Origin of the sequence: Bizionia myxarmorum, assembly GCF_008086205.1 — a bacterium.
In the GTDB taxonomy this organism is placed as follows: Bacteria; Bacteroidota; Bacteroidia; order Flavobacteriales; family Flavobacteriaceae; genus Algorimicrobium; species Algorimicrobium myxarmorum.
Window position 1 is genome coordinate 119,845 of record NZ_VSKK01000001.1, and the last position, 23,643, is coordinate 143,487.

A 23,643-nucleotide genomic window follows, 5' to 3' on the forward strand; every position below is an offset into this window, starting at 1 on the left:
GATCTTCTAAAATTAATATCGGTTCAAGTTTTGCATAACTAAAAAAGGAATGTGCACTTGTAACGTCATTTTAGCTACAGCCGATTGCATCAGCATGGTTTCAAAGAATGACTGTCTGGTATTTACCATAACTAACATATCAGAATCATGTTTAGCAATATATTCTTTGATGGCAGACGTAATATCGTGATGCGATTCTGTTATAAGATCAATTTCATTTCTGCAAACAACTTCTTTTAAAAATGCCAAATTATCTTCTTGGCGCAACGACAATTTATCACTTTTAGAAACATATAACAAATCGATATCTGCCCGGTATGGCGCGGCTATTTCACACAATAATTTAAGCTCTCTGCGCTTATAAGGTATTAATAAATTTGTTGGAAATAATATATGTTTAGGCTGCGTATAGACATAATTTTCTGGAACAACCAAAACGGGACAAGGAACATACTTTAAAACTTGAAGCGTATGACTGCCAAAAACCACTGTTGGATCGTTGGTTTCACCACGCGTTCCCATGACTATTAAATCTATATTATGAGTTTCAACCTGTCTATCGGCTTCATCTACTAATGAATTATTTACGGCAGTGATGTGATATTCATGTCTTGGATTAGGTGATAGTTTCTTAACCATAGCCAAGGTTTCATTCAATTTAGCTTCCACATCAGCTTGAATGGACTTTTCAATCTCCTGTAAGGTTTCTCGTGTTAATTCAGAGTTTTCATAAACCGTATCTTCATAAGTATGTAGAAAATGAAAAACGCTTCGTTCGTACTTAAACAACTCCGAAGCATAGCTAATGGCATTTTTGGCATTTTCAGAAAAATCGGTTGGAATTAAAATTTGTCTCATAATATCACTTTTTTAACTATTCTAAATTTAGGTATTATAGTATTGCTAAACTATGATATTTATCACATTAACAAAGTTTTATAGAATAGAAAGTGGCATTCATTTTAAAAATAGTAACTTTATTTTTATGAAATATCTATATTTGGTTACTGCGTCAACGCTAATAAAATATATTTCTTGTATCCTAAATTTAAATTTCTTACAATTTCAAGTCCTTTAAAATCATCAAACTAATTTCATGAAAAGTTATTCTTTTTTAACCATTTTAATGCTGTGTTTCGCCATATTTATAGTGGATTTGGCGGCTTTCTATTGGTTGCAATCTATAACAAATTTGCTCCATTCAAACCTGCTAAAACATAGCATTGATATCCTATTTTGGTTTTTTACGGGTGGATTAATAACAGCTATTATTATTCTGAAATTAAGATTAGACGCCATAACGCCACGACGAAAACAACTTTTAATAAGTTCGCTTTACGGATTGACGATTTCCTCATTTATTCCTAAAATTATTTTCATTATCGCTATTAGTATTATGTATGTTACTAATTATGCTATTACCGATAAAGAATCGCTTTTAATTATTCCCCTATTAGGTTTATTTGCGGGCTTTTTACCGTTTTTTGTTATTGCTTACGGGATTTTTAAAGCGAAATATAACTTCAAAGTACATGAGCATAGTATTAAATTTTCGCATTTACCAGACGCTTTTGATGGTTTAAAAATTGTTCAAATTTCCGATTTGCATTTGGGAAGTTTCAACCACCGATTTCATGTTTTAGATCGCGCCTTTAATAAAATAAAGGATTTAAATCCAGATTTGATTTTTTTCACAGGCGATATTGTAAATAACTATGCGTCGGAATTACGCGGTTGGAAAAAATCCTTCCGACATCTTTCAGCTAAAAAAGGGATGTATGCTGTTTTAGGAAATCATGATTATGGCGATTATAGCCTTTGGGAAACCGAAGAAGCCAAGCAAAAAAACTTTAATGGTATTACGGATTTTTTCAAAGACAATAATTTTAATTTGCTTTTAAATGCTTCAGAAACGATTGATATTAACAATCAGAAAATAGCTATAGTTGGTGTTGAAAATTGGGGAAATCCACCGTTTAAGCAATATGGCAATTTGCAGAAAGCCATGAGCGAAATACAGGATATTCCATTTAAAATATTACTTTCTCATGATCCATCACATTGGACGCAAGAAGTCATAAATAAAACGGATATTGCGCTAACCCTTTCCGGTCATACACATGGTATGCAAGCTGGCATTAGCTTTGGAAAAAAAGAATGGAGCCCTATAAAATACAAGTATAAACATTGGGCGGGTTTATACCACGAAAACAATCAGTATTTATATGTTAATCGTGGTTTAGGTTGGCTGGGATTCCCTGGCAGATTGGGTATGCGTCCGGAAATAACCTGCATCACGTTGCACAAAGCATAAAAATAAGGAAGTGCATTTTAATCAACTCTCAAAAAAAATAAGAAGCAATGGCTTTTATAGATTACTACAAAGTTTTAGGTATTCCAAAGGATGCTACAGAACAAGCTATTAAAAAAGCATATCGTAAAATGGCGCGGAAATACCATCCAGATTTGAATCCGAATGATAAAACCGCCGAGCAAAAATTTAAGGAAATAAACGAAGCCAATGAAGTATTGAGTCATCCGGAAAATCGTAAAAAATACGATGCACATGGTAAAGACTGGAAAGATGCCGATGCGTATAATCAAGCCAGACAACAACAAGGTCAGAATAGAAATTACCAGCAACAGGGTTCAAGCCAGTTTGATCAAGGTGGTTTCTCCGATTTTTTCGAATCTATGTTTGGTGGTGGTTCTCGAAGTTCTAGAAGCCAAGCCAGATTTAGAGGTCAGGATTTTAATGCTGAATTACAACTAGATTTAAAGGATGTTTATACCAGTCATAAACGCACCTTAACTGTAAACGGTAAGAATATACGCATGACCATTCCGGCCGGTGTTGAAAATGGACAAGTTATAAAAATTACAGGTCACGGCGGACCAGGCGCCAATAATGGCCCGAAAGGTGATTTGTTTATTACGTTTACCATTAACAACAATACCCCTTTTAAAAGAGATAAAGCTAATTTATACGCCACTGTAGATTTAGATCTATACACCGCGCTTTTGGGTGGTGATATTACTGTGAACACCTTTGATGGCAAAGTAAAACTCACCGTCAAGCCTGAAACCCAAAATGGCGCCCGTTTAAAACTAAAAGGCAAAGGTTTTCCCGTTTATAAAAAGGCCGATACGTTTGGAGATTTATTCATTACTTATGATATAAAAATGCCAACGAATCTTACCGAGAAAGAAAAGGAATTATTCACTGAATTATCAAAATTACGATAACCATGAACACAAAAAACGTCATTACCATAACAGAATTTTGTCAGCATTATGACATTCCGGAGTCGTTTATCATATCATTAAGCGAATTTGAATTAATAGAAATTTCAACCGAAACTGAAACACCTTGCATTTATGTTACCGAAATTCAATCTATTGAAAAATTGATTCGTTTTCATTACGAATTAGATATAAATATTGAAGGAATCCACGCTATTACGAGTTTATTAAATCGCGTGGAGCAATTACAAGAAAACGTGAAATCGCTGAATAATAAGTTGCGGTTTTATGAAGATGTGGACTGAAATTGACTTTAGTTGAAATCGGCTGCTACATTAGCTAAATCCTTTAAAAGGAAATCCAAAGCATCAGCCGCCGTTTGTTCAGGAATTTCTTCCATAGGAATATGTCCGACTCCGGAATACATTATTAATTCTGAATTGGATAAATCTGCTTTAAATCGGTTTGCCGATTCAGGCGCCACCCAAATATCCTTTTCTCCCCACATAATTAAAGTAGGCGTTTTAATGGTTTTCAATTTTTGAAATTGTACAAATTGAAGATTGTTTACCACATCTAAAAATGCATCTCTATTGCCTTCACGCAGATTCAGATTATAGTATCTATCAATTACGGCATCTGTTACTTTAGTATCATCGCCATATACATCGTTTACGCTTTCAGCCAAAACAAATCGCGGTGTTAATTTATTTAAAAACGGCGCCATGGGGAATTGAGCGACTTTAAAAATCGTTGGAGTCGTTTCCGAAGAAAAGGGATAACCTGCCGCATCTAACAAAATCATTTTCTTGACCAAATCTGGATGTGCTTCCGCAACATTCCAAGTAATATAGCCTCCCAATGAACTTCCAGCCATATAACAGGAATCTATTTCCAATCTGTCTAAAAACGACTTAATAAAGGCCACATAGTTTTCCACTGAATAGTCCTGATTGGCATTCGGTCCCGTTAATCCAAAGCCTGGCAAATCTAAACGGATAATACGAAAATTGCCCTGAAGCTCTTCCGCCCAACCATCCCAAGTGTGTAATGAAGATGAAATTCCATGAATAAGAATCAATGGTATTCCCTCACCTTCATCCCGAAAATGCACATCCATTCCATCCATTCTCATGAACTTGGAATATTCATTAGCGTATTGCGGCTTTAATTCTTCAACCGATACGTCTAAACGTATCATGCTAATAAGTGTTAAGCCGATTAGCACCAATATAACAAGGACAAAATAAAGCGGTTTTTTCATGAATTGAAATCTGTTCTTCCAATATAAGCATTCCAAATAAATTGGGAGAACTATAAATTAAACCTTTTTAGATTAGAAATAAAAAAAACTCACCATTAAAGTTCTAATAATTAATTTTTATGAAATCGGCAAGTTCAAAATTTATGCCCATTTCTATGGAAATGATATAAATATTCCCTAATTTTGAATCATTCTAAATAAGAAACGAATAATTAAAATTTATATTATGAAAGTAGCATCATTAGTAGACCAATTAGAATATAATGATTCGAGACCAACCATTCAAGTTTTAATGGAAACAGAAACAGGAAAAGAGATTCGAATCGCCTTTAAAGAAGGGCATGTTATGAAAGAACATAAAACGCCTTTCCCTATTGTGGTTGAAATTTTTGAAGGCGCTATCGATTTTGGCGTGAATGGAAAAATTCATCATCTTAAAAAAGGTGATTTAATTGCTCTTGAAGGCGGTGTACCTCATGATTTAATGGCCACCAAAACCAGCACCGTACGCTTAAGTCTTAATAAATTGGACTCTGCAAAACGCGTAGAAGACGTGGTTAGCAAATCCTAATCTGATATAATTAGGTTTTAAAATTGAAAGGTATGTACACAGATAAAAACATAGCTGATTTTATTAAAAAGGATCCTATTTTAAAGGATATTATAGCCTTGAAACCTGTTATTTGGGAAAATCCAAATCGGAAATCTATGGCAGACATGCCTAAATTCCTTATAAACAAGGAAGATATGGTAGCAGCGGAAGCGCTCTGGGACCGCTTTGCACCTTTTTTTATGGAAGCTTTTCCCGAAACCCAGAAAACACAAGGGATTTTGGAGTCGCCATTAAAAGAAATTCCTAAAATGAAAGAGCTTTTAAATGAGCAAGCTCCTAAAATAGACGGTCGACTTTTCTTGAAATGTGATAATAAACTTCCCATCTCGGGTTCCATAAAAGCACGTGGTGGATTCTATGAAGTTCTGCATCATGCTGAAAAATTAGCGCTACAAGCGGGAATTTTAAAAAATTCAGATTACCGAGCATTCGCTTCACCCGAGTTTAAACAATTTTTTAGTCAATATAAAATTGGTGTTGGCTCTACAGGAAATCTCGGATTGAGTATTGGTATCATTAGTGCAAAGTTAGGCTTTGAGGTAACGGTTTATGTTTCTGCTGATGCCAAACCTTGGAAAAAAGATTTGCTGCGTGAAAAAGGTGTTAAAGTCGTTGAGTTTTCAGGTGATTTTAGTGAAGCCATTTTAGCGGGCCGCCAACAAACGGAAGCAGATCCCATGGCTTATTTTGTGGATGATGAGAATTCTAATGATTTATTTTTAGGATATTCCGTAGGTGCTTTACGAATTGCTAAACAATTGGAAGAAGCTAACATATTAGTGGATGCGCAACATCCCTTATTTGCATACTCCCCTTGTGGTGTAGGCGGCTCACCAGGAGGAACGGCATTTGGCCTAAAACAAATTTATGGTGATCATGTACATTGTTTTTTTGTAGAACCTACGCACTCGCCAGCCGTTTTAACTGGACTTATTACGGGTGAAAACAGTAAAATCAGCGTAAAAGATTTAGGAATTGATAATAAAACAGAAGCCGATGGTTTAGCCGTTGGGCGCCCTTCTAATTTTGCAACATCTATGAGCTCGCATATTATTAGTGGTGTTTACACTATAGCTGATCAAGAACTATTTGCGCTATTAGCAAAACTAATGGATACTGAAAATGAGTTTCTGGAGCCTTCCGCTACAGCAGGACTTATTGGGCCTCAACTAGTTTTAAAAACAGATTATGCACTTAAAAATAAACTCAACATGGCCGATGCTACACACATTGTTTGGGCAACTGGAGGCGATTTAGTGCCAGAAAAACAACGCTTGGAATTCTATGAGCGCGGACTTTCTGAAGTTGTTATGTAATTAAAACTTCTTCTGTTAAGAAAACTTGTAATATTTCGATTAGAAATATTACAAGTTTTACAGCTCTCACAGGTTTTTAAAACCTGTGAGGGCTTTTTAAATTCTACAAAAAATTGTTTCTCTATGGACGTGACTGCGTCGCGTCCCATTTCAACATCTTTAGAAAAGTCAATCCTAAAGATTGGATTGCTTTTTTGATTTAAAAATATGCCTGAAAGCGCGCTTTCAGGCATATTTTTAAATCAAAAAAGTCGAAACTTTCGTTTCGACTTTTCATCTGTACTGAAGACGGGACTTGAACCCGTACGTCCTAATGGACATTGGATTTTAAGTTTTGGTACCAGCGAAACTTTTTATATAAACCGTTGTTTTTTAGCTATTTAAAATTTTAATAATTAGCGTTTTTAATTTTTATATGTACTGCAAAATGTTCTACAAATTGGATTCATACATTTGTAAAATAATATAGCTGAAATTAATAATTGTATTAAAGGTAAATGTTTTATGCTCCTTAAAATCGTTATAAATTTTAGAATTAAAATCATTCCATAGTTCCGCACCCGCATTGGTTGTAGGAACACAAAAATACATAGCAGATTTATTGTTAGACCTATAAAATTTTAAAAGCAGGCCTTGAAAATCCCCAGCGGTTTTATGAAGTGCATAAACTTCTATTTCCCGGTAACTATCACCTTGAAATTTAATACTTGATTTTGATACAAAGCGCAAATTGTAACCTTGCTTCATATCCAAACCTTTTTCTAATTGGTCCGCATAACCTAAAGTTAAATAATTGTATTCCTCTTGCGTGGTTTGGGCAAAGCCTAAAGTAATAAATAAAATGGCAATAAGTGTAAAGTAATGTTTCATGTAGAATTTATTTAGTATTGATTAATTTTTCTATTTCTAATAACCGCTCAGCTAGTTTTTTTGTTTTTAGATCTACCTGCGTTTCTATATATGAATTTATAGCATTCTCAATGGGCGTAGCGGTTTTAAACAATCTTCCAGTTTTTGGCGTATAACCTAAAGGATATATTATTTCTTCCTGAACCTGGCCTAAGGGTTGGTTAATATTATAAATACCTTTTCTCTTACTTAAATCAACTTTCAAAAGATCATCAACACTATACTTAAACTCGTCTGAAATTTTCAATAGTGTTTCTGCATTTGGCGTGCTTTTATCATTAAGCAAGTTGGAAACAGTCGAGGACGTTAGTCCTATAATCTTAACTAAATCATTATTATCTAGCGCGTTAATACGTTTGATATAGTTTAAATTTATAGTAAAGAGGTTTTTCATAAATATAAGGTATAGTTAATATAATAGCCTTATTCACAAAGCTTTAAGGGCAAAGAATATGATTTTTTGATTCTCACGGCAAATTTTAATTTTTTATATATGATTAATTGAATACATTTGTATAACAATATAATTATTTATTGTTTTAGAAAATCAATTAATGTGCCAAAAGAATTTACCATAAAATAAACACCACCAAAATTAAACCGTTAACCAGCAGTTTAATCAATGTTTATAAGGTTAATTTTTATTAGTTAATTTTCCAAAATAGCGTAAAAAAAAGAGCGCAGATTACCACATCCGCGCTCACCATAATAAATTACCACAACAGTTTCAAAGGTTTTGCCTTTGTCGTGAAGTGATTTTGCAAAACGATTACCACACCGTTTTGCGTTAACAAAGATAATAAAATGAGTGCAATATCTGCTAATACAGTAATAGAACTTTTTAACAGCTTGTCTGCCACAGACCAGAAGCTTGTTAAAAAGTACTTTGCACCAAAAAATAATGCTCTAGTAAGTGTTAATAGCAGCAGCAAAAGAATGCAGGCTCCAACGCCTGCCGCTTTGCTGCAAAAACACAGATTAAAGCATAAAGCACCAGCGAAATGATAAACCATTTCATTAAAAAGACCGCCCCATACTTCGCAAATCTAATGTTGGCACATTAATTATCGACAGGGGCGGCTTTTTCTTTTAAACTAATTTTTAAAACCATAATAAACATGATTACCACACCAATTAAACCCCGAAAAGCAAACAACTCAACGCACCTAAACGGTTTCCCAAATCTTAACCGCGTTCCAGAAGCATTGCATAACTTACTATTTTTTGTTAGAAAACAAAACCCAAGTATTACCATGCATTACGGTAAAGAAACCAATATGCACACCCTAGTTTTTAATTATACAAAAACGTTTACCATTCCCGGTATTAAGCTACTAGAAAAACTTTTAACGCATTCCATAGATCCTTCAAATAGCATTGTGGACCACTATAAATTACACAAGTTTCACCATGAAGATTTTAAGCAAACAACCATAATCCTTAAAACTCGTTAAGCCATGTATTACAACTTCCTAATTGTATTTGCCGCCATTACCGTTGTTTTAATTGTTGTTTCTGTTTGTGTTTTTGCTGCCGAAATATCTAAAACAAAAACCTTTAACCAATTAAATAAATAAGCCATGAGTAATACAGATAAAATTTATCCAAAATTTAATGTTCTTAAAAAAGTAACTCATGCTTTAAAACAAGATATAAAGCAACTCCAAATTAACCGTATTACAGTAAACTCTAATGTTTTTACAAAAGATATTATTGAAGCTGGAAAACAGGCCATGCTAAACCAAATTGAAATTACACGTCAAGAGCTAGAAACTGAAATAGAGGATTTATCAATTAACGCAATTCGTGCTAAAAAAGAAGAAGCTATAAGGAACATGGATGTTTCATACCTAATAAAAATAACCAACCCACTTGATAATATACCTTTTTCAGAAAAAGCACAAAAACAACTTAAAGAAGCAGGTTTTTACCTTGTTAACGATTTAATACAGTTTAAGACTTTAAACGATTTTCTCGTTAAAAACTCAAATTTAAGCGAAAAAGTACTAGATGAAGTAATTGAATTTTTAGATCAAAATGATCTTAATTTTCAAGATGAAAAAACCCCTCAAAAACAGCTACCCAAACTGTTTAAAGTAAGTTGGTCCACAAAAAGCAAAATAAAAGTTGTTCGCTACCTAGTAGGATCAAGTTTTGCGCAAATTGAAAAAGAATACCCAACAGCAGATAAAATAGAAATAGTTTCAGAACATCTTACCATTTTAAGCACTAACTAAATGATGATAGAAAACGCCCAAGACATTAAAAAACCTGTAAGACCAAGTAAACAGGAAATAGCCAAGCATATAGACGATCTGGAGAGTTACCAACAAAACCGCCCAGAAACCATAAGCGAATTAACGACCTATTGGAAAGCACGCTACAAAACAGCGCAAACCGAAGATGCTAACAAGTTTGCATACAGATCTAAAGAGCAACAGGCACTAATTACGGCATTAATGGAAAATTTAGATACTGAATTACTAATTATAAAAAACTAACAGCCATGCCAAAGGAAACAGTTTACACAGATATTGAAATTAAGTTTAACATAAGGGATTGCTTACGCCTGTTACTAGGCCGTAAATTAAAAGTTAGTATTAAAAATTTAGTTCATTATAACCCAAAACTAGATGTTTTTGATTTTAACGTTACCGAAGATATTTCAGTAGGCCGCATATTCAGAAAAAAGCCTATTCAAGCAACAACCGAGTAAAACCATAATACATGATACCACAACAACCGATACATAACAGTATTTTAAATATGTTTCAAAATGCATCAAACCAGATGCAGGCCGAAAAACCGAAAGCCACAAAGCCCGGTAAAAAAATATTCAAATACCCGTTTATTTCTTCACAAGACTTTAAAAAGTCTATGGATAATTACGAAAACTTTGTGCAAAATTATAACAACAGTTTACAGGATCGTAACCAGGACGTAAAAGATTATAATAAATTGGTAGATGCCATGATGGATGCCAAAAAGGTAGATAAGAAACACGCCAAATTTGCAAACAAACTATTTTCTAAACAAAACAATCCGTTGTTTGTTGTTGATTATAATGATTTTGTAGAATACGAAAACAAGAAACACGCCTGCCCGGTTTACAAAAAAAGAGAATACCAAACTGTAAAATGGCAAAGCAAACTATTTTTTAAGGCAATTTTAGGGTTTTACAGCGCACAAATAAAACGTAACAACACATTAAGACTTCAAGCCACAGGAAAAGCCGCAAGGCCGCTAGAAATGGTTGTATTAGACAGCAACAGACTAGCCAACGCCCAAAAAGAGAGCCTAATTTTAAATGATGCCCATAAAAAAACATTTCAACGCCACATTAAGCGGTTCCGGGAAGCTGGAATTTTAACCGATTACGTTTTTGTAAACGCAAATAAGCCTGTTTATTACTTTATAAATTCTGAAATTTTAGCTATTTCAGACCATAATCCCGAAAAATCTTCAAAAACTCAAAACGCTGAAAATCAACTTTTTATTTCAGAGCCGAGAACAAAGTGCGCTGATAATAACCATACTACTAGAACATTTTTAAATGAAATTAAAATGAAAGCCGATACATCGGCATCAAAAAGGAGTTCGCTATCGCTCACATCTTTTAATTTAAAAGTACAAGAACACCAGCAAAATAATAACCTTGAAAAAGATTCACCAGGGGCCGCGGAAAATTTAAAGCCACATATACGCCATGCGCAGCAAGTTTCCGTTGGTTTAAAAGAAATTATACTAGATCCCTTGCAGTTTGCGCGAATGTTGCACACGCAGCGTTTTACGCACTATGAACCTTTAACAAAAGATTTGCTGTACCATGAAGCGCATTACGGGTTACTTAATAAAAACGAATTTCGCCAGCTTATTATACAAGACGTATTAAAACGCCTATCTAAATTGTGGCAAAAAAGTGATTTCCACATTGGATCCTGGGTAAATGCCCTCAAAATTATTGATGCTAATTGGTTTGTAACCTTTAACGGCCTAGAATTTGACAAAACAACCGTATTACAACGTTTAGACGAGTACGATTTCAGAATAAAACAAACAATTTTATGGTTTAACCGAAATAAAAATTTCAATATTCTTTATCCTTCCGAGTATTTTAACACCAACAGAAAAAACAGTTACGAAGGTGGATGGATGTTTACCCAACAATGGTGGACCAGTCATTTAGCAAAAAACAATATTGCACCACAAGAAAAGAAAAAAGCAACTTCCGAAGCTAAACGTAGAACCGTTTACCAAAACAAGGTTAAACGTATGCGCACCAAAGTACGTCAAGTACTAGCCAATAAAATTACGCTTGCAGATCTGTTTAATTATTTAGATACAAGCGGATTCCCGGAAGAAATTATAAACATGGTTCCAGAAACTATTGCTTATTATGAGAAACTTAATTAATACTTAAAACCAATTTATACCATGAAAAAATTAACACCAAACAAGTACGATTTTATAGCCAATATGTTTACTTCTAATGATAAATTAAGACCTGTATTATGTATGCCGGGAATAATTGGAAACCTCGTTTATGCTACTGATGCGTATTCAGCTATAAGATTTTCTAAAAGCTTATCAAATTTAGATTATTCCAGAAACCTAAACTTTCCAAATGCTGAAAGTATTTACCCTTTAGATAAACTAACCGAAAAATTTACTTATAACGTTCAAATTTTAATGTTAAAGATATTTAATTGCGAAGCTATTTTTAATAATCTGATTGAAGATTGCTATAAATGTCATGGCAGCGGTTCATCGGAATGCGATTGCTGCGGAAACGATTCAGAATGCTTAAAGTGCGATGGAAAAGGCAAAATAACTAAAGAAACTTCTTTTGCTAATATTACTTTAAACGGTCCAGATATTAATATATTTTCTAATATTGTTCAACCAAAATTTATTTATAGAGTTATTCAAGCGGCATTAATTTTAAAAGTGGAAGAAATTGAATTATTATATAATTTCGATAAAAAAGACAACAAAATTATATTTAAGGTTGGTGAAATTGAAATTTTAATAATGACGAAATTAAAAGAGTAGTTTGTCTTTAAAAAATCACACTTAATCGAATAATCGTAAAAAATTAAAGATTATTTTTGGTTATCTTAAATAAATAACGATATTTGTTAAATAAGAAATAAAAACATGAGTTTAATAGACCAAAAAATTAAGTTGCTTTATGTTGATAAACAAGAGTTTGCCAATAAAATAGGCGTTCCGTATAAAAATTTAGCCAGCAAGTTACGAACCGTTGAAAATAAAATAGAATACGCCAACGAGTTTTTAAACCATTTGGATCTGGAAGTTATTATAACTGAAAAAACAACCTCTGAAAATAAAGATAATTAAAATGAATTTAGATCAATTTATATTAAGCTTAACAGAATACGAAAAAGATGAACTTTGCCAAAAGTTGCTTGTAAATTTACAAAAACCACGAGAAAATCGAACAGATTTAAGAAATTGGTTTATTGAAAATAAACACTTATTATCAGTGCAACTTTTAAGTATATTAACCTCTTTATGTAACAATATCGATGATGATTTTATTGTTATGGAAAAAATACCATGGAGTAAAGTGCGAAACCTTGGAATAAAAAGATTTACAGAACTTAAAGAACTAACAGAAAAACAAAATATATTCTTAAAAGAATAGTAATATAAACACACCGCAATAATCACCCGGTAAAGCGTGATTACATTTAAAACCATAATAAAATGAGTACCAAAACCACAAAAAAACAGCCCACCGAAGCAAAGTATGTAAAAAACTTTGTAGGCAATGATGAAGCTAAAGCCAAAGGCATGGCATCTGAAAAATTAGGCGTACCAACAAAATTACTCTCTAATCATCATACAGATAAAATGTATGTGTTTAGAAAACGCTAAACTAAAAGCCTGTAAATACCACTTGCAGGCTTAATAAAAAAACCATTTTTTTTTAACCATAATAATTTTACCACAAACAATTACCACATGAAAAAATTAATAATAGTAGCAACGATACTGTTTTCAATAAACAGTTTTGCACAGGATCTAGAAAATAAATTTGCAGCCCAAATAATAACCGAACCCGGAGCCTATAAAGATGGCGTTAATGTAGGTTTTGGAATAGAATACCAAATGACAACCTTTTACACAGGTGCCGAAGTATTTATATTTCCTAACCTAAACGGTGAAACCTACACACATCTAATTGGCAAAGTAGGTATAAACTTCCGTACACGTTTCCAGGACTTTCGTATTTTTATTGGCGCACAAGCAGGTAATATTTTTAGACCAAGCCCAAGCCCTACCGTGGGCATAGAAGCTGGTTTAAACTTCAACATACCAAACACAAATTTTTATTTAGGCCTAGCCAATTCTTATAACTACCGTACAGATGGTAAATATCAAGAAAAAAACGTAAAAGAGTATTGGCAATATAATTTAGCCGCCACTTTTGGAATTAGATTTTAATACATAAACCATAATAAAACCACAACCCACACCATGACAAAAGCACACAATTTATTAGACTATGCCGTTTACAGTTACGCCATTTTTTGGACCGCATTAATTATTGTATTTATTTACCAAAGCAGATTAAGACAACACAAATTTTTTAGATGGATTTTTAGATTAGTTATTGAATACCAGATAAAAACAGATCCTCAACTTATAATAAAGCAGAATCTTAATAATCTTTCCTCCATATCAAAAGATTTAAAAAAGAAACGTCCGAATATTAAAATTTATAATTTTTCTGGCGTACAAGTAGCAGCTGAAAATCCACAAAAAGCACATTTAATATATGATAGAGTTAAAAAATTGAAATCCTCAAAAGATATTCAAAAAATGCAGGATTATGTCAAAACGCTGTAAATGCGGCATTTCAAAAAGTGTTTTTTGCAGTACGTGTAGCCGTTTTAAAATGGTAATGAATTTAAAAAACGGTTACGATCACTTAAAGTTTGTAAACCCTAATACCGGGCAATTTTGTAACCCGGTATGGTTTAGCATCCTTACCAAGGATCATCATTCTGTAAAAAGCATTGAAACCGCCATGCTCCGCAGATTTTCAAAAAGCCAATACATAGGAGCCACTAGAAACGTGCAATTTTATGATAACCAAAATAAAACGCTAATTAACGAATACCCTATATAGCCATGATAAAACTTACCAAATTAGAGTTAAACCAAATAGAGGTTTTGTTTGATGCTTGCCAAAAGTATTATAATATAAAAACGGTTTTCGTTAAAACTATGAAAAAAAGCCAGGATCGTAAAGATAGATCTATTGCCAAACATTTAGGCCTAGCATTCCATGACCGTAAACAACGGGCTTATAAGCAAGCTTCATTTTCCATTTTATTAAAAGAGCATGAAGCTTTAATACTAATTGAAGCCTTAACACATTATGAAACCGAATGCCAAAACGATTACAATAAAAATTTAGCCCGGAAACTAATTACATGGATTCACCAACCTAGCTGCAATTATTAAAAATATTTATTTATAAAAATGGAAACTAAATTAAAGGATAAGCTTTTAAAGTTGTCGGAATTGGCTAATCGGGGTATTGATGGCGAAAAAGTTAATGCCGAATTTATGAGCCACCCAAAAGGTGATACTTATACTCAAACTCTAGAAGTAAACAAAAACGGAAAAAGTAACACACTATCAACACTTGATAAGGATAATTTGGCAATAGAGCCAATTATTTTAGGTTACACCAGAGATAGTAAAGGCAAAGTAGTAAAAAGAAATCCTTTAAGGCAAGCCAACACTATACACACAGCAACAGGAAGCGGTGGTAATACAGATCAATTTGTAAAACAAACCAATTACAAAATAAGACGTTTAACCCCTCGAGAATGTTTACGGCTTATGGGTTTTCCAGATAGTTTTAAAATGGTATGTAGTGACACCCAAATTTATAAACAAGCAGGCAATAGTATAGTAGTCCATAACCTTGCAGCCTTAATAAATAACCTAATAAACCAATAGTTATGCCAGCACAAAAAAGCCACAACCCAACAAACGCCAAGATCAATAAAAACTTTGTAATACGCATACAAGAAACCGCCAAATTAAACAAAAGCGGCACCATGTTATTTAGCGCAAGCAAATACAGGAAGTTAGTAGGCGAAGAAATGGCAGAAACACACTTTTACAAGGCTTTAAATGGTGGTTTAGATAAGTACACCTTTAAATTAAGAAACCGCCTTAAAATTGATTTTCACGGAAAATAAGAAAACAACCAAATAAAGAGGGCATGAACTAATAATAACGGTTCAGAATTTTCGCGAATTAACGCCCTCTTTTTTAATATTATTTAAACCAAAATTAATATGAAAACATACATTGCAGAATTAGTAAGCGGAGATCTTCAAGACAATACAATGACTTTTGAAATAAAGGAAGAAATGATTATTAAAGCAGGTGTTTACGCTATTGTACCAATTGACGAATATAAAAAGCTAACTCCAAAATTATCTAATAGCCAACAAGAAGTTTTAATAGATTTTTTAAAATGGTATAAAAAAGAATTACCAATTGCTTTATTAGATAGCACAGAACAAACAGTTAAACGGTATCAATATAATTTAAACTCTTAATTTATTACAACATGAGTTTATATGTTTATTGTAAAAAAGTAAGTAATGGCGAACAAAATTCACATTGCAAAACAAAATGTATTTCATGTATAGTTGAAATAGCAAAAGTAAAAGCAATTAGAAAAGAAAGATTTGAAAATGAGATTCCATAAAAAATACTGCCCAATTTGTAAAGCCCTAAAATTGTTTTTAGAAAAACTAACAAATTGTCAAGATCCAAACTGTACTGAAATGGAAGATATTTGCCAATCCTGTAAAAATAATTTAAAAAATGGAAAATAATAAAGAAATAATTACAGAAAACCAATGTGATATAAAAGATGTTACTACGTGTTTTTCTGCTGCCATTGATGAAATGAAACAAGCTATAATTAATGACTTACAGAAGTTAGAAAAAGGTTATGGTAAGTACAAAAAATACATAGCTAGATCTACTAAAATACCTCTAGATATATTAACCGTGCTTCTTAAGCAACTAAAAATAGAAGGTAAAATACAACTTATAATGATTTGGAGCGAAAAAACAGGTATGCCAAACGGAAGCGGTTACTGCTTAACGGGTAATTTAGATTATTAACACCAAAATATGAATAGTGCTTTTTCTGCATTAGTTATATTGGCTGTTATGGCATCGTTTTAATATGCCACAAAATTTTACAAAACCGTTTAAGCTAAAATTTAGCCTAAACGGTTTTCTAGTTTTTCAACTTGGCTACCTCTTAAAGTACGTTCGTTTTTTGCTTTTTTTAAAGTAAAACCTTCTTCAAGTAACAGATCAATAATTTCAATTCTTATTTTTCTATCCGAATGCGGCTTATAAAAATTATAAAGTTCTGCTTTTCGCGCGCCCCTATTTATAAATTTTTCTAATTGTTCAGCCCTGCTAATAGTTTGCTTTGTCATGGTGGTAAATCATTATGGTAACATCAAAAGTAAACAAAAATACCCAAAACGCAAACCGTTTTATCCTGCGTATTTGTTTGTTTTCCTCTGTATTTCTTCATTTTAAACCGTTTTCCTGCCGTTTCCTTACTAATCGTTTACAATCCTTACCCCTTAATTCAATTACGCCACATCTTTACAACCATTAATTATTCAATGGTAAGAATTATTTAATAATTGGTTAGGAATTTAGGGAGAGCAACCGTTTAAAAGCGGTTGCTTATCTAAAAAAAAGTTCTTTTAAAATATGGACGAAAGTTTTTTAAAGCGCATAATTAAACCCGGAAACAATTACAACAAATATTTTGGTAGTAGTTGCGGCAGTACCTTTTTAGGTAATGGAAATACAGATTTAAGTATTTCAATTATGGCAGAATGGGTTGAAAAGTACAAACACCAGGTAAAAGAATTAGCATTAGCTGAATTTTCAAACCTACCACTTTACCAAACCATAAACAAGGTTTACAATTTTGCACACGATCACTTTCAGTATAAACTAGATGGCAACGATCAACAAATTAGATCACCGTATTGCAGTTGGCTAGACCGAAAAAACGGCATTGATTGCAAAAGTTATTCAGTTTTAGTTTCGTGCATTTTAAGCAATTTAGGAATAGTCCACTTTTTACGGAAAACAAAGCAACCAGGTTACGCACCCGAAAGCTTTTCACACGTTTACGTGGTTATCCCGGAAGATCAAAAAAGTAAAAGTTTAAAAAATGGTTACTTCATAATAGATGCAACCATACATACCAATATAGAGTTACCATTTTTACAAGCAAAAGATAAAATTATGAGCAAAGTAGGCTTACCACATTACGGACTAGGATTTGCAGCAAAACAGCCTTTAGGTTGTGGCTGTACAGATCCTGCAAACGGTTTAGGTTATGCCAACTTTGGCAATGATGAAGATGTTATTTTCCCGGCACACGGTTTAGGTGCGGGTGAAGTTAGTAATGCAGTAGGGCAATTTGCCGAAGGTGCATTAACTGACTATTTAAGCAATATTGAAAATCAAGGATGGTTTAATTCAACCTTTGGAAGTGTTTTTAGTAACGGTTTCAATTTTTCATGTTGGGGCGCAAGTTATAACCCAACGCAGGCCAAAGACGTTGCAAAAATGAAAATGCAAGGTAACGCAACCTTACTTACTACAAGACCAACACAAGCAAGCTTTAACGCATTTTTAAATAATGTTATAATTGAAATTGGCGCGGCAAACACAAGCAGTATGCAAAAGAATTTAGCCAATTGCACCCGTGAAGGTTACACCCTTGAAAAAGAATTACTTATTGATTTTATGCAAAAAGCCTTTACAGCTTTACGCAGTTCTGGCTACCGTTTAGATCCGCTTCAAACAGGCGTTATAGCAAGTACACCAGATCAAAATATTAATAATTGGATTCAGCAAAATTCATGGAATTTTAAATATACCACTTATAAACTTACAGCACCAGCAGTAAGCACCCCGGTTATTATTCCAACTAATCCAAGTACACCAGGATCAGACCAAGGAACGGTTTTCCCATCACCTAGTTATCCAGGTACGGGCATTAACCCAAATGGCGGTAACGGAAATACAGGAACCGACACAGGAAATGGCGGTTATACACCACCAAAAACCCAAACAGCAGGTGTAGGTAAAGTATTAGCAGGTTTAACAATTGCAGCTATTGCAGGTAAATTATACATGGATAGCAAAAAACCTAAAGCTAAAAAATAATGAATATACCAGCTTTAAATACAAATCGTGTAGATGGTTATAGTGGTTCAAACCCAAATAACACGCCAGCAGAAGGACAAGGAAGTTTTGCAGGTAATGTTTGGCGAGATCATGTACGACCAAGAGTAGGTATGATAGTTGGCGGTTTAATAGGTGGTCCAATTGGCGCATTAGTTGGCGAAGGAGCACAACAATTAATAAACAGTTGTACAAGTCGTGAAGCCGCAGCAAGAAAAGTAGGCATGGTTCCAACCCCGCCACTTTCTCAAAATGATATTACACACCCCTTACAGGGCAATGATGGAAGGTTAATGGATTTATGGCTAGATAGCCAATTTACGCCAACAGCACAAAGGTTAATTAATGCTATTGATACGGTTTTAAACCAAAACGGAACTATTAACGATGCCGTTATTAATACAGCTAATAATATCCTTAAAAAGTTGGCAACTATTAAGGCTTATGCTCAAACTATTAGAACACATGGAGAGGGATCATCAAGCGCAACATTTGTACAACATAAAGCTGATGTTTTAACGCAATCGGTAATTGCTATTGAAAAATCAATTTTACAGCATTTAGAAAAAAATGCAACCCAATATAAAACAGTTTTAGAAACGTTTACAGCCAGCCAAACGGCAACCGTAGAAACTTTAAAACTAGCATGGCAAGGAAAAGAAGTAATGGCAGCAGCTACAAAATACGTAGTTAAAAGCGCACCAGCTTTAAACAACCAAACCGATACTATTATTACAGACACCAATATTACTACAAACACACCAGCCACACCCGGTAATGATATTGTTGTAATAAAAGCAGATAAAAAAACAAATTGGATTAAAACAGGTTTAGGCCTGCTAACAGGTTATCTAATTATAAAAAAATTAGTCAATTAATTATTAATACCCACAACAAAAATGAATTTTAAAAAACCCACAAAAAAAGGAGCCGCTAACACTGCAAGTATGCTTGCAGGCGCAACAGTTGGCGCAATGGTGAGTGATGCAGTAGCATCTATCATTCCTCTTGACAACCCAACCTATGCACGTTTAGCAGTTTTAGGGGTTGGTGTATTAGGAATGTTAACAATTAACGGATCTGGAGCCGTTGCAGAAGGTGCCAAAGGCGCATTTGCAGGTATGGCAATCCATCAAGGCGTTAAAGTTTCACGAGAAAATTTAGTAAAAGTATTGCCAGCATCAGCAACGGCAAATTCTTTTGTAGCAGATGCTTTGGCATTATCAGAAGTGCAAGTAAAGCAAGCTTTAGCTATGCCGCTTCAAAACAGAAACAAAGAACTATACGGAATGTCTAGTTTAGGAAACCCAAATTTTGAGCAACCAAGACCAGTAATTACGCCAATGAGCCTATTAGCTTAAAAGCAATTACACCAAGTAAAATAATTTTTAAAAAGTAAAAAAAAGTAAAAACCTTTAATCAAGTAAAAAGATGAAATTAACAGCAATTATCCAATTTTTAACGTTCGTAACAGCTTTGTTACCATTAGGAACGCAAGACGAATTAGCAAAAGGAAACATTAGCGCACAAGATGCAGCCGTGTATATCCGTAAACAAGTTACCGCAGGTGGTAATACGATCAAGTTAATTGATGGTAAAACAGAAGAAGTAGTAGGACTTACAAACATCGCAGGTAACAAGCTTGACGATTACCGTAATCTTATTATTGAAAGTATTTCATTCAAGTACGCAACAGATGCTACGGTAACGGATGCAGCAGCAGTAAGTTATATAACGTCTGACGTGCCATTAGCTTTACGTAATGCAGAATTAGTTTTAATTCAAGGAAACCGTACACCTATTAATATTCCAATCATGTCTTTAATTTCTGGTAAAAATTCTTCTCCAAGTTCGGTAGATGGTGACAGATTTAAGTTAATGGTTTGGGCCTTAATTCGTGAAGGACAAAAATTTGATTTAAACATTGAATTGCCAGAAGGTGCCGCTTTAGGTACAGGTAATCACTTTGTAGAAGTTGGGTTATTCGGTGCGCAAACTGCCTTAAAAGCTAGTGCATAGGTTTAAATAAAATACAACTCAAAAAACGAGTAATAACTTTAAAAAAAGCCAATGCAGTTATAATCTCATTGGCTTTTTTTTATTAAAAAACCTATTAAAATGAATAAAAAAAATATAGTGCATGATGTTGTAAACGCAGTCATGCTAAACTCCACAGATTTTGTAAGTGTAAAAGCTTCACTTCGGGAAGGTCGTGTGATAGGGGTCCTAGTTTACACAGATGGAACTGAAAACATAAACAATAACCTTATTTCCGTTGGTTTTAAATCGGGAAATAAAGGTTACGAAGAAGAGCCTGTTCATGTGCATAATTACAAGCACCCGGATAATGGTTATGAAGGTTTAAGACCTGTTAATTTTATTGCAGGCAGAACCGTTTTCGTGGAATTTACAGCCCTTAAAAAATTGGGCAATGATTCCGCATTTCAAGTTGTTTTTGTAATAGACACCACCGAAGAAAATTATTAATAATAACAAGCATTAGCAATGGATTTAAAAGGATTTTTAGCCGAAATAACCAAGTTTTTTACTGCGTTATTCAACTTTCAAAAAACGGGAACAATGTTAATATTACATTTTTCTGAAAATGATATGTTTGAATTTCAAAACTATTATTCACCATCATTTTACAACGCGGGTACATCAACTGTTTACGTTGAAGGTATCAAAATTGAAGCGGGCGGGATTATGGAGTGGGTTAATCTTCCTTTTGCCATTTCAAACACTAAAATCAATTTTAAGTTTGAAAATAACGGCAGCCAAGTTAATGATCTTGTAGTAAGTTATGGCGTACTACACGCCAACAATCCATAATAAAAAACCCTCTTAACAAAATGGAAAGTCCACTCGATCAATTAACCAATCAAATAACCAACCTAAAGGATAAACACGTTTTCTTTTTTCATAATTCTGCAACTAATCAAAAAATTAGTAAAGGTTATGCCGGGAAATATGAGAGTCAAAATGTTTGGCAGTTTGAAGATATTGAAAAAAAACATGGATCTGTTTTAGGTTTCTTACAGCATTTAAAAGCCGAAGGAATGCCAGGCGTTCGTATTCAGTTTTATAAGAAAAAAGGAAACCGTTATTTAAAATCGGAAATTCCAGATGTTACCTGCATTTTAAATGCATCACAGCAGCAACCACAACAGCAAGCGCAAAAACCACAGGAAACGCCAGCTTTTCCACAACCACAAAACTATAATATGACAGCACCACAACCACAAGCAACACTTTCAAACGTAGGTTTAGCAGGTGGGCAAAGTATTTCATTAGGTTTTGCACAGTTAATGGATTATGAACGTAAATCTACCAGGTTAGAATTAATTGAAGCCGAAAAAAACCGTTTGGAAGCCGAAGTTTTAACCTTACGGACCGATAAGAGCGCACTTCAAGTAAAACTAGATGAAGCTACCAGCAAATGCACATTAGCAAATGATAGGTTAGAACTTGAAAAAGATAAAATTACAAGCGGTGCAAAATCTTCTTTTGAAAATTTAATGCACACACCAGCAGCCGTAGCATTTGCAGATAAGTTTCCAGAACTTTTAAAAGGGATTTTAGAATCTAAAAACCCACAAGCAAGTTTAGGCGGTGCCGTTGTAGATCCGTTTGCAGGTTTAACAGAAAAACAGGCGCAACTAATAAAATTTATCATTTCAGCCCAATTATCAGATGATATGGTTTTAAACTATTACAACCTATTTACAGCCCTACAAAGCAACCCTAGCTTAATGGGTTCCTTTAATCAATTTATTAACCCTTCACCAACTGTATAATTATGAAAACAATAAACGTTACCGGGCAAAACGCCATGGATCTAGATGTTAGAGCCAAAGCATTAAACATTTTAAACAAACTGCCAACGCAGGAATTAGACCGTTTAGGAATGTTAGCCGACAATGAAGGCGCACGGAAAAAATTTAGTTCAAATTGGACTATGATAAAATTAATGACAGGCGTAAAATAATGGAAACAACCACAAACAAAGTAAAAACCGTTGCTAAAAAAGCAGTTTCAACAGCATCAAACAGCGCGAAAAAAGTAGGGAAATCCGTAGCAGACAACCCAAAGCAAACGCTTTATATTGTTGGTGGTATTCTAGCTATTTATTTAGGTTACAGATCTGTAAAAGCTATTAATAATTTTTTTAATGGTGATGGTGATGTAGATAACACTATCAATTTTGGTTATAAAATAGATCAAACCAAACTTTCTATTGGCACCGAGCAGGCCCGAAACTATGCCGCACAATTGCTAACGGCATTTAATCACAATGCATTTGGATCAGCCACAGACGAAGGCACTATTTATCAAATTTTTAAGAAAATAAACCCAGAAGATTTTAAACTTATTTTCAATGAATTTGGGCAAAAAAACTATGCCGTTATTTTTGATGGTTCACCGCCTGCCAATTGGTTTGGTGGTAATGTTTCAGAAAAACAAGATTTAATTTGGTGGTTAAAAGCAGAATTAAATTCAATTTTAGATTATGACGTTTACAAACAAGTGAAATCCATAGTAACACAAGCGGGATCCGTCTTTTAAAAAACTACTTATGAAAAAAAATATCAGTACTATAATTGGCGTAACATCTTTAGCAGCTTCTTTACTAGGTATGTATTATTTGGTAAAAAAAAATGAAGGCAATTCAGATGCTCCAAGCATAGACAACCCGTCAGAATTTCCAGAAGTAAACCCACAGCAGCCAAACGCACTACAAGCGTTAATTGGCACAACGGTTTTAGCTAAAAAAAACAATACCACGTTATTTTCAGTTGTGGACCGTGGCACCTATTGGGAGCGTAAAGATGATATAAGGTTAACCGCCAAAAAAGACGATCAATTAGGTAAAGTTATAGCCATTATAGCAGATGGTTTTACCACAGATACTTATGCTATTATTGATATTCCTTTTTATGTTGGCCCGGCATTAAGTCGCGGGCATGGCTTTATAAATACCAACTTTATAAAATCGTTATAAT

38 protein-coding genes are annotated in these 23,643 nt (G+C 33.7%); 33 read left to right on the forward strand and 5 right to left on the reverse strand.

Translation table 11 applies throughout. The annotated features are described in order from the left end of the window. Positions 1-12 precede the first annotated feature (12 nt). Positions 13-858, reverse strand: coding sequence for a universal stress protein (locus ES674_RS00535; RefSeq protein WP_148402037.1), 846 nt, complete (start codon positions 856-858; stop codon positions 13-15). A gap of 238 nt (positions 859-1,096) precedes the next feature. Between ES674_RS00535 and ES674_RS00540 the strand changes: the two genes are divergently transcribed. Genes ES674_RS00540 through ES674_RS00550 form a run of 3 tightly spaced genes read left to right on the forward strand, consistent with a single transcriptional unit; the run spans position 1,097 to position 3,548 of the window. Next, positions 1,097-2,314: a metallophosphoesterase gene (locus ES674_RS00540; protein WP_148402038.1), complete on the forward strand. Its 1,218-nt coding sequence runs from the start codon at positions 1,097-1,099 to the stop codon at positions 2,312-2,314. A 47-nt stretch (positions 2,315-2,361) separates the two neighbouring features. Next, positions 2,362-3,246 (forward strand): DnaJ C-terminal domain-containing protein, encoded by an 885-nt coding sequence (locus tag ES674_RS00545; protein WP_148402039.1) that lies wholly within the window; start codon positions 2,362-2,364, stop codon positions 3,244-3,246. Positions 3,247-3,248: 2 nt separating this feature from the next. Beyond that, positions 3,249-3,548 (forward strand): chaperone modulator CbpM, encoded by a 300-nt coding sequence (locus ES674_RS00550; protein WP_148402040.1) that lies wholly within the window; start codon positions 3,249-3,251, stop codon positions 3,546-3,548. Between the two features lie 8 nt (positions 3,549-3,556). On the opposite strand, the gene ES674_RS00555 is transcribed toward ES674_RS00550, so the two are convergent. Beyond that, a complete protein-coding gene (locus tag ES674_RS00555) occupies positions 3,557-4,444 on the reverse strand; it encodes an alpha/beta fold hydrolase (RefSeq protein WP_170233932.1) in 888 nt (295 codons plus the stop codon). A 289-nt stretch (positions 4,445-4,733) separates the two neighbouring features. On the opposite strand from ES674_RS00555, the gene ES674_RS00560 reads away from it, so the two are divergent. Both ES674_RS00560 and ES674_RS00565 read left to right on the forward strand, forming a co-directional pair. Beyond that, positions 4,734-5,078 (forward strand): AraC family ligand binding domain-containing protein, encoded by a 345-nt coding sequence (locus tag ES674_RS00560; RefSeq protein WP_148402042.1) that lies wholly within the window; start codon positions 4,734-4,736, stop codon positions 5,076-5,078. Between the two features lie 32 nt (positions 5,079-5,110). Further along, positions 5,111-6,436: a D-serine ammonia-lyase gene (locus ES674_RS00565; protein ID WP_148402043.1), complete on the forward strand. Its 1,326-nt coding sequence runs from the start codon at positions 5,111-5,113 to the stop codon at positions 6,434-6,436. A gap of 432 nt (positions 6,437-6,868) precedes the next feature. Here the strand turns inward: ES674_RS00565 and ES674_RS00570 are convergent, their stop codons facing one another. After that, positions 6,869-7,306 carry a hypothetical protein gene (locus ES674_RS00570; protein ID WP_148402044.1) on the reverse strand — a complete coding sequence of 146 codons (438 nt, stop codon included), beginning with the start codon at positions 7,304-7,306 and terminating at the stop codon, positions 6,869-6,871. A 7-nt stretch (positions 7,307-7,313) separates the two neighbouring features. Further along, on the reverse strand, positions 7,314-7,739 hold the full coding sequence (locus ES674_RS00575; protein WP_148402045.1) for a helix-turn-helix domain-containing protein: 426 nt from the start codon (positions 7,737-7,739) through the stop codon (positions 7,314-7,316). 410 nt (positions 7,740-8,149) lie between these two features. Between ES674_RS00575 and ES674_RS00580 the strand changes: the two genes are divergently transcribed. From ES674_RS00580 to ES674_RS00660, 18 genes are all read left to right on the forward strand, one after another. Beyond that, entirely contained in the window at positions 8,150-8,350 is a 201-nt protein-coding gene (locus tag ES674_RS00580) for a hypothetical protein (protein ID WP_148402046.1), read from the forward strand. A 113-nt stretch (positions 8,351-8,463) separates the two neighbouring features. Further along, a complete protein-coding gene (locus ES674_RS00585) occupies positions 8,464-8,799 on the forward strand; it encodes a hypothetical protein (RefSeq protein WP_148402047.1) in 336 nt (111 codons plus the stop codon). A gap of 126 nt (positions 8,800-8,925) precedes the next feature. Next, on the forward strand, positions 8,926-9,582 hold the full coding sequence (locus ES674_RS00590; protein ID WP_148402048.1) for a hypothetical protein: 657 nt from the start codon (positions 8,926-8,928) through the stop codon (positions 9,580-9,582). Further along, positions 9,583-9,846 (forward strand): hypothetical protein, encoded by a 264-nt coding sequence (locus tag ES674_RS00595; RefSeq protein ID WP_148402049.1) that lies wholly within the window; start codon positions 9,583-9,585, stop codon positions 9,844-9,846. A gap of 5 nt (positions 9,847-9,851) precedes the next feature. Next, complete coding sequence (locus ES674_RS00600) at positions 9,852-10,061, forward strand: hypothetical protein (RefSeq protein WP_148402050.1); 210 nt, start codon at positions 9,852-9,854, stop codon at positions 10,059-10,061. A gap of 11 nt (positions 10,062-10,072) precedes the next feature. Continuing rightward, entirely contained in the window at positions 10,073-11,758 is a 1,686-nt protein-coding gene (locus ES674_RS00605) for a hypothetical protein (protein WP_148402051.1), read from the forward strand. A gap of 21 nt (positions 11,759-11,779) precedes the next feature. Beyond that, positions 11,780-12,397, forward strand: coding sequence for a DnaJ-like cysteine-rich domain-containing protein (locus ES674_RS00610; protein ID WP_148402052.1), 618 nt, complete (start codon positions 11,780-11,782; stop codon positions 12,395-12,397). 105 nt (positions 12,398-12,502) lie between these two features. Next, positions 12,503-12,706: a hypothetical protein gene (locus tag ES674_RS00615; protein ID WP_148402053.1), complete on the forward strand. Its 204-nt coding sequence runs from the start codon at positions 12,503-12,505 to the stop codon at positions 12,704-12,706. A gap of 1 nt (position 12,707) precedes the next feature. Then, positions 12,708-13,013, forward strand: a complete 306-nt coding sequence (locus ES674_RS00620; RefSeq protein ID WP_148402054.1) for a hypothetical protein — start codon at positions 12,708-12,710, stop codon at positions 13,011-13,013. Between the two features lie 62 nt (positions 13,014-13,075). Next, positions 13,076-13,246, forward strand: a complete 171-nt coding sequence (locus tag ES674_RS15340; protein WP_170233933.1) for a hypothetical protein — start codon at positions 13,076-13,078, stop codon at positions 13,244-13,246. 87 nt (positions 13,247-13,333) lie between these two features. Continuing rightward, complete coding sequence (locus ES674_RS00625; RefSeq protein ID WP_148402055.1) at positions 13,334-13,816, forward strand: hypothetical protein; 483 nt, start codon at positions 13,334-13,336, stop codon at positions 13,814-13,816. 33 nt (positions 13,817-13,849) lie between these two features. Then, complete coding sequence (locus ES674_RS00630) at positions 13,850-14,221, forward strand: hypothetical protein (RefSeq protein ID WP_148402056.1); 372 nt, start codon at positions 13,850-13,852, stop codon at positions 14,219-14,221. A gap of 55 nt (positions 14,222-14,276) precedes the next feature. Continuing rightward, positions 14,277-14,504, forward strand: a complete 228-nt coding sequence (locus ES674_RS00635) for a hypothetical protein (RefSeq protein WP_211359262.1) — start codon at positions 14,277-14,279, stop codon at positions 14,502-14,504. A gap of 98 nt (positions 14,505-14,602) precedes the next feature. Beyond that, complete coding sequence (locus ES674_RS00640) at positions 14,603-14,842, forward strand: hypothetical protein (protein ID WP_148402058.1); 240 nt, start codon at positions 14,603-14,605, stop codon at positions 14,840-14,842. Between the two features lie 18 nt (positions 14,843-14,860). Next, the gene (locus ES674_RS00645) at positions 14,861-15,346 is read left to right on the forward strand and encodes a DNA cytosine methyltransferase (protein WP_148402059.1); all 486 of its coding nucleotides are present in this window, start codon (positions 14,861-14,863) and stop codon (positions 15,344-15,346) included. 2 nt (positions 15,347-15,348) lie between these two features. Continuing rightward, positions 15,349-15,591: a hypothetical protein gene (locus tag ES674_RS00650; protein WP_148402060.1), complete on the forward strand. Its 243-nt coding sequence runs from the start codon at positions 15,349-15,351 to the stop codon at positions 15,589-15,591. Positions 15,592-15,690: 99 nt separating this feature from the next. After that, a complete protein-coding gene (locus ES674_RS00655; protein WP_148402061.1) occupies positions 15,691-15,957 on the forward strand; it encodes a hypothetical protein in 267 nt (88 codons plus the stop codon). Positions 15,958-16,228: 271 nt separating this feature from the next. Continuing rightward, positions 16,229-16,534, forward strand: coding sequence for a hypothetical protein (locus tag ES674_RS00660; RefSeq protein WP_148402062.1), 306 nt, complete (start codon positions 16,229-16,231; stop codon positions 16,532-16,534). Between the two features lie 101 nt (positions 16,535-16,635). Here ES674_RS00660 and ES674_RS00665 read toward each other — a convergent pair whose 3' ends face one another. Then, positions 16,636-16,860: a hypothetical protein gene (locus tag ES674_RS00665; RefSeq protein WP_148402063.1), complete on the reverse strand. Its 225-nt coding sequence runs from the start codon at positions 16,858-16,860 to the stop codon at positions 16,636-16,638. A 286-nt stretch (positions 16,861-17,146) separates the two neighbouring features. Between ES674_RS00665 and ES674_RS00670 the strand changes: the two genes are divergently transcribed. From ES674_RS00670 to ES674_RS00715, 10 genes are all read left to right on the forward strand, one after another. Further along, positions 17,147-18,622, forward strand: a complete 1,476-nt coding sequence (locus ES674_RS00670; RefSeq protein WP_148402064.1) for a hypothetical protein — start codon at positions 17,147-17,149, stop codon at positions 18,620-18,622. Then, positions 18,622-19,518, forward strand: coding sequence for a hypothetical protein (locus tag ES674_RS00675; protein WP_148402065.1), 897 nt, complete (start codon positions 18,622-18,624; stop codon positions 19,516-19,518). Before ES674_RS00670 ends, ES674_RS00675 begins: the two co-directional genes overlap by 1 nt. A gap of 21 nt (positions 19,519-19,539) precedes the next feature. After that, entirely contained in the window at positions 19,540-20,001 is a 462-nt protein-coding gene (locus ES674_RS00680; protein ID WP_148402066.1) for a hypothetical protein, read from the forward strand. A 70-nt stretch (positions 20,002-20,071) separates the two neighbouring features. Continuing rightward, positions 20,072-20,659 carry a hypothetical protein gene (locus tag ES674_RS00685; RefSeq protein ID WP_148402067.1) on the forward strand — a complete coding sequence of 196 codons (588 nt, stop codon included), beginning with the start codon at positions 20,072-20,074 and terminating at the stop codon, positions 20,657-20,659. Positions 20,660-20,758: 99 nt separating this feature from the next. Beyond that, positions 20,759-21,127: a hypothetical protein gene (locus ES674_RS00690; RefSeq protein ID WP_148402068.1), complete on the forward strand. Its 369-nt coding sequence runs from the start codon at positions 20,759-20,761 to the stop codon at positions 21,125-21,127. Between the two features lie 93 nt (positions 21,128-21,220). Next, a complete protein-coding gene (locus ES674_RS00695) occupies positions 21,221-21,472 on the forward strand; it encodes a hypothetical protein (RefSeq protein WP_148402069.1) in 252 nt (83 codons plus the stop codon). A gap of 20 nt (positions 21,473-21,492) precedes the next feature. After that, positions 21,493-22,437 (forward strand): hypothetical protein, encoded by a 945-nt coding sequence (locus tag ES674_RS00700; protein WP_148402070.1) that lies wholly within the window; start codon positions 21,493-21,495, stop codon positions 22,435-22,437. Between the two features lie 2 nt (positions 22,438-22,439). After that, a complete protein-coding gene (locus ES674_RS00705) occupies positions 22,440-22,628 on the forward strand; it encodes a hypothetical protein (protein WP_148402071.1) in 189 nt (62 codons plus the stop codon). After that, positions 22,628-23,206 (forward strand): hypothetical protein, encoded by a 579-nt coding sequence (locus tag ES674_RS00710; RefSeq protein WP_148402072.1) that lies wholly within the window; start codon positions 22,628-22,630, stop codon positions 23,204-23,206. Before ES674_RS00705 ends, ES674_RS00710 begins: the two co-directional genes overlap by 1 nt. Before the next feature lie 10 nt (positions 23,207-23,216). Next, positions 23,217-23,642 carry a hypothetical protein gene (locus ES674_RS00715; protein WP_148402073.1) on the forward strand — a complete coding sequence of 142 codons (426 nt, stop codon included), beginning with the start codon at positions 23,217-23,219 and terminating at the stop codon, positions 23,640-23,642. The last annotated feature ends 1 nt before the right edge of the window (position 23,643 follow it).

Excerpts from the sequence above, each read along its gene's own strand:
- ES674_RS00595 (WP_148402049.1), top strand. The coding sequence starts at position 9,583 with ATGATGATAGAAAACGCCCAAGACATTAAAAAACCTGTAAGACCAAGT.
- ES674_RS00655 (WP_148402061.1), top strand. The coding sequence starts at position 15,691 with ATGAAAACATACATTGCAGAATTAGTAAGCGGAGATCTTCAAGACAAT.
- ES674_RS00710 (WP_148402072.1), top strand. The coding sequence starts at position 22,628 with ATGGAAACAACCACAAACAAAGTAAAAACCGTTGCTAAAAAAGCAGTT.
- ES674_RS00550 (WP_148402040.1), top strand. The coding sequence starts at position 3,249 with ATGAACACAAAAAACGTCATTACCATAACAGAATTTTGTCAGCATTAT.
- ES674_RS00675 (WP_148402065.1), top strand. The coding sequence starts at position 18,622 with ATGAATATACCAGCTTTAAATACAAATCGTGTAGATGGTTATAGTGGT.
- ES674_RS00625 (WP_148402055.1), top strand. The coding sequence starts at position 13,334 with ATGAAAAAATTAATAATAGTAGCAACGATACTGTTTTCAATAAACAGT.
- ES674_RS00670 (WP_148402064.1), top strand. The coding sequence starts at position 17,147 with ATGGACGAAAGTTTTTTAAAGCGCATAATTAAACCCGGAAACAATTAC.
- ES674_RS00695 (WP_148402069.1), top strand. The coding sequence starts at position 21,221 with ATGTTAATATTACATTTTTCTGAAAATGATATGTTTGAATTTCAAAAC.
- ES674_RS00680 (WP_148402066.1), top strand. The coding sequence starts at position 19,540 with ATGAATTTTAAAAAACCCACAAAAAAAGGAGCCGCTAACACTGCAAGT.
- ES674_RS00640 (WP_148402058.1), top strand. The coding sequence starts at position 14,603 with ATGAAAAAAAGCCAGGATCGTAAAGATAGATCTATTGCCAAACATTTA.
- ES674_RS00705 (WP_148402071.1), top strand. The coding sequence starts at position 22,440 with ATGAAAACAATAAACGTTACCGGGCAAAACGCCATGGATCTAGATGTT.
- ES674_RS00665 (WP_148402063.1), bottom strand. The coding sequence starts at position 16,860 with ATGACAAAGCAAACTATTAGCAGGGCTGAACAATTAGAAAAATTTATA.
- ES674_RS00590 (WP_148402048.1), top strand. The coding sequence starts at position 8,926 with ATGAGTAATACAGATAAAATTTATCCAAAATTTAATGTTCTTAAAAAA.
- ES674_RS00600 (WP_148402050.1), top strand. The coding sequence starts at position 9,852 with ATGCCAAAGGAAACAGTTTACACAGATATTGAAATTAAGTTTAACATA.
- ES674_RS00650 (WP_148402060.1), top strand. The coding sequence starts at position 15,349 with ATGCCAGCACAAAAAAGCCACAACCCAACAAACGCCAAGATCAATAAA.
- ES674_RS00545 (WP_148402039.1), top strand. The coding sequence starts at position 2,362 with ATGGCTTTTATAGATTACTACAAAGTTTTAGGTATTCCAAAGGATGCT.
- ES674_RS00565 (WP_148402043.1), top strand. The coding sequence starts at position 5,111 with ATGTACACAGATAAAAACATAGCTGATTTTATTAAAAAGGATCCTATT.
- ES674_RS00535 (WP_148402037.1), bottom strand. The coding sequence starts at position 858 with ATGAGACAAATTTTAATTCCAACCGATTTTTCTGAAAATGCCAAAAAT.
- ES674_RS00560 (WP_148402042.1), top strand. The coding sequence starts at position 4,734 with ATGAAAGTAGCATCATTAGTAGACCAATTAGAATATAATGATTCGAGA.
- ES674_RS00635 (WP_211359262.1), top strand. The coding sequence starts at position 14,277 with ATGAATTTAAAAAACGGTTACGATCACTTAAAGTTTGTAAACCCTAAT.
- ES674_RS00555 (WP_170233932.1), bottom strand. The coding sequence starts at position 4,444 with ATGATACGTTTAGACGTATCGGTTGAAGAATTAAAGCCGCAATACGCT.
- ES674_RS00570 (WP_148402044.1), bottom strand. The coding sequence starts at position 7,306 with ATGAAACATTACTTTACACTTATTGCCATTTTATTTATTACTTTAGGC.
- ES674_RS00690 (WP_148402068.1), top strand. The coding sequence starts at position 20,759 with ATGAATAAAAAAAATATAGTGCATGATGTTGTAAACGCAGTCATGCTA.
- ES674_RS00605 (WP_148402051.1), top strand. The coding sequence starts at position 10,073 with ATGATACCACAACAACCGATACATAACAGTATTTTAAATATGTTTCAA.
- ES674_RS00645 (WP_148402059.1), top strand. The coding sequence starts at position 14,861 with ATGGAAACTAAATTAAAGGATAAGCTTTTAAAGTTGTCGGAATTGGCT.
- ES674_RS00585 (WP_148402047.1), top strand. The coding sequence starts at position 8,464 with ATGATTACCACACCAATTAAACCCCGAAAAGCAAACAACTCAACGCAC.
- ES674_RS15340 (WP_170233933.1), top strand. The coding sequence starts at position 13,076 with ATGAGTACCAAAACCACAAAAAAACAGCCCACCGAAGCAAAGTATGTA.
- ES674_RS00615 (WP_148402053.1), top strand. The coding sequence starts at position 12,503 with ATGAGTTTAATAGACCAAAAAATTAAGTTGCTTTATGTTGATAAACAA.
- ES674_RS00660 (WP_148402062.1), top strand. The coding sequence starts at position 16,229 with ATGGAAAATAATAAAGAAATAATTACAGAAAACCAATGTGATATAAAA.
- ES674_RS00575 (WP_148402045.1), bottom strand. The coding sequence starts at position 7,739 with ATGAAAAACCTCTTTACTATAAATTTAAACTATATCAAACGTATTAAC.
- ES674_RS00610 (WP_148402052.1), top strand. The coding sequence starts at position 11,780 with ATGAAAAAATTAACACCAAACAAGTACGATTTTATAGCCAATATGTTT.
- ES674_RS00685 (WP_148402067.1), top strand. The coding sequence starts at position 20,072 with ATGAAATTAACAGCAATTATCCAATTTTTAACGTTCGTAACAGCTTTG.
- ES674_RS00580 (WP_148402046.1), top strand. The coding sequence starts at position 8,150 with ATGAGTGCAATATCTGCTAATACAGTAATAGAACTTTTTAACAGCTTG.
- ES674_RS00700 (WP_148402070.1), top strand. The coding sequence starts at position 21,493 with ATGGAAAGTCCACTCGATCAATTAACCAATCAAATAACCAACCTAAAG.
- ES674_RS00715 (WP_148402073.1), top strand. The coding sequence starts at position 23,217 with ATGAAAAAAAATATCAGTACTATAATTGGCGTAACATCTTTAGCAGCT.
- ES674_RS00540 (WP_148402038.1), top strand. The coding sequence starts at position 1,097 with ATGAAAAGTTATTCTTTTTTAACCATTTTAATGCTGTGTTTCGCCATA.
- ES674_RS00630 (WP_148402056.1), top strand. The coding sequence starts at position 13,850 with ATGACAAAAGCACACAATTTATTAGACTATGCCGTTTACAGTTACGCC.
- ES674_RS00620 (WP_148402054.1), top strand. The coding sequence starts at position 12,708 with ATGAATTTAGATCAATTTATATTAAGCTTAACAGAATACGAAAAAGAT.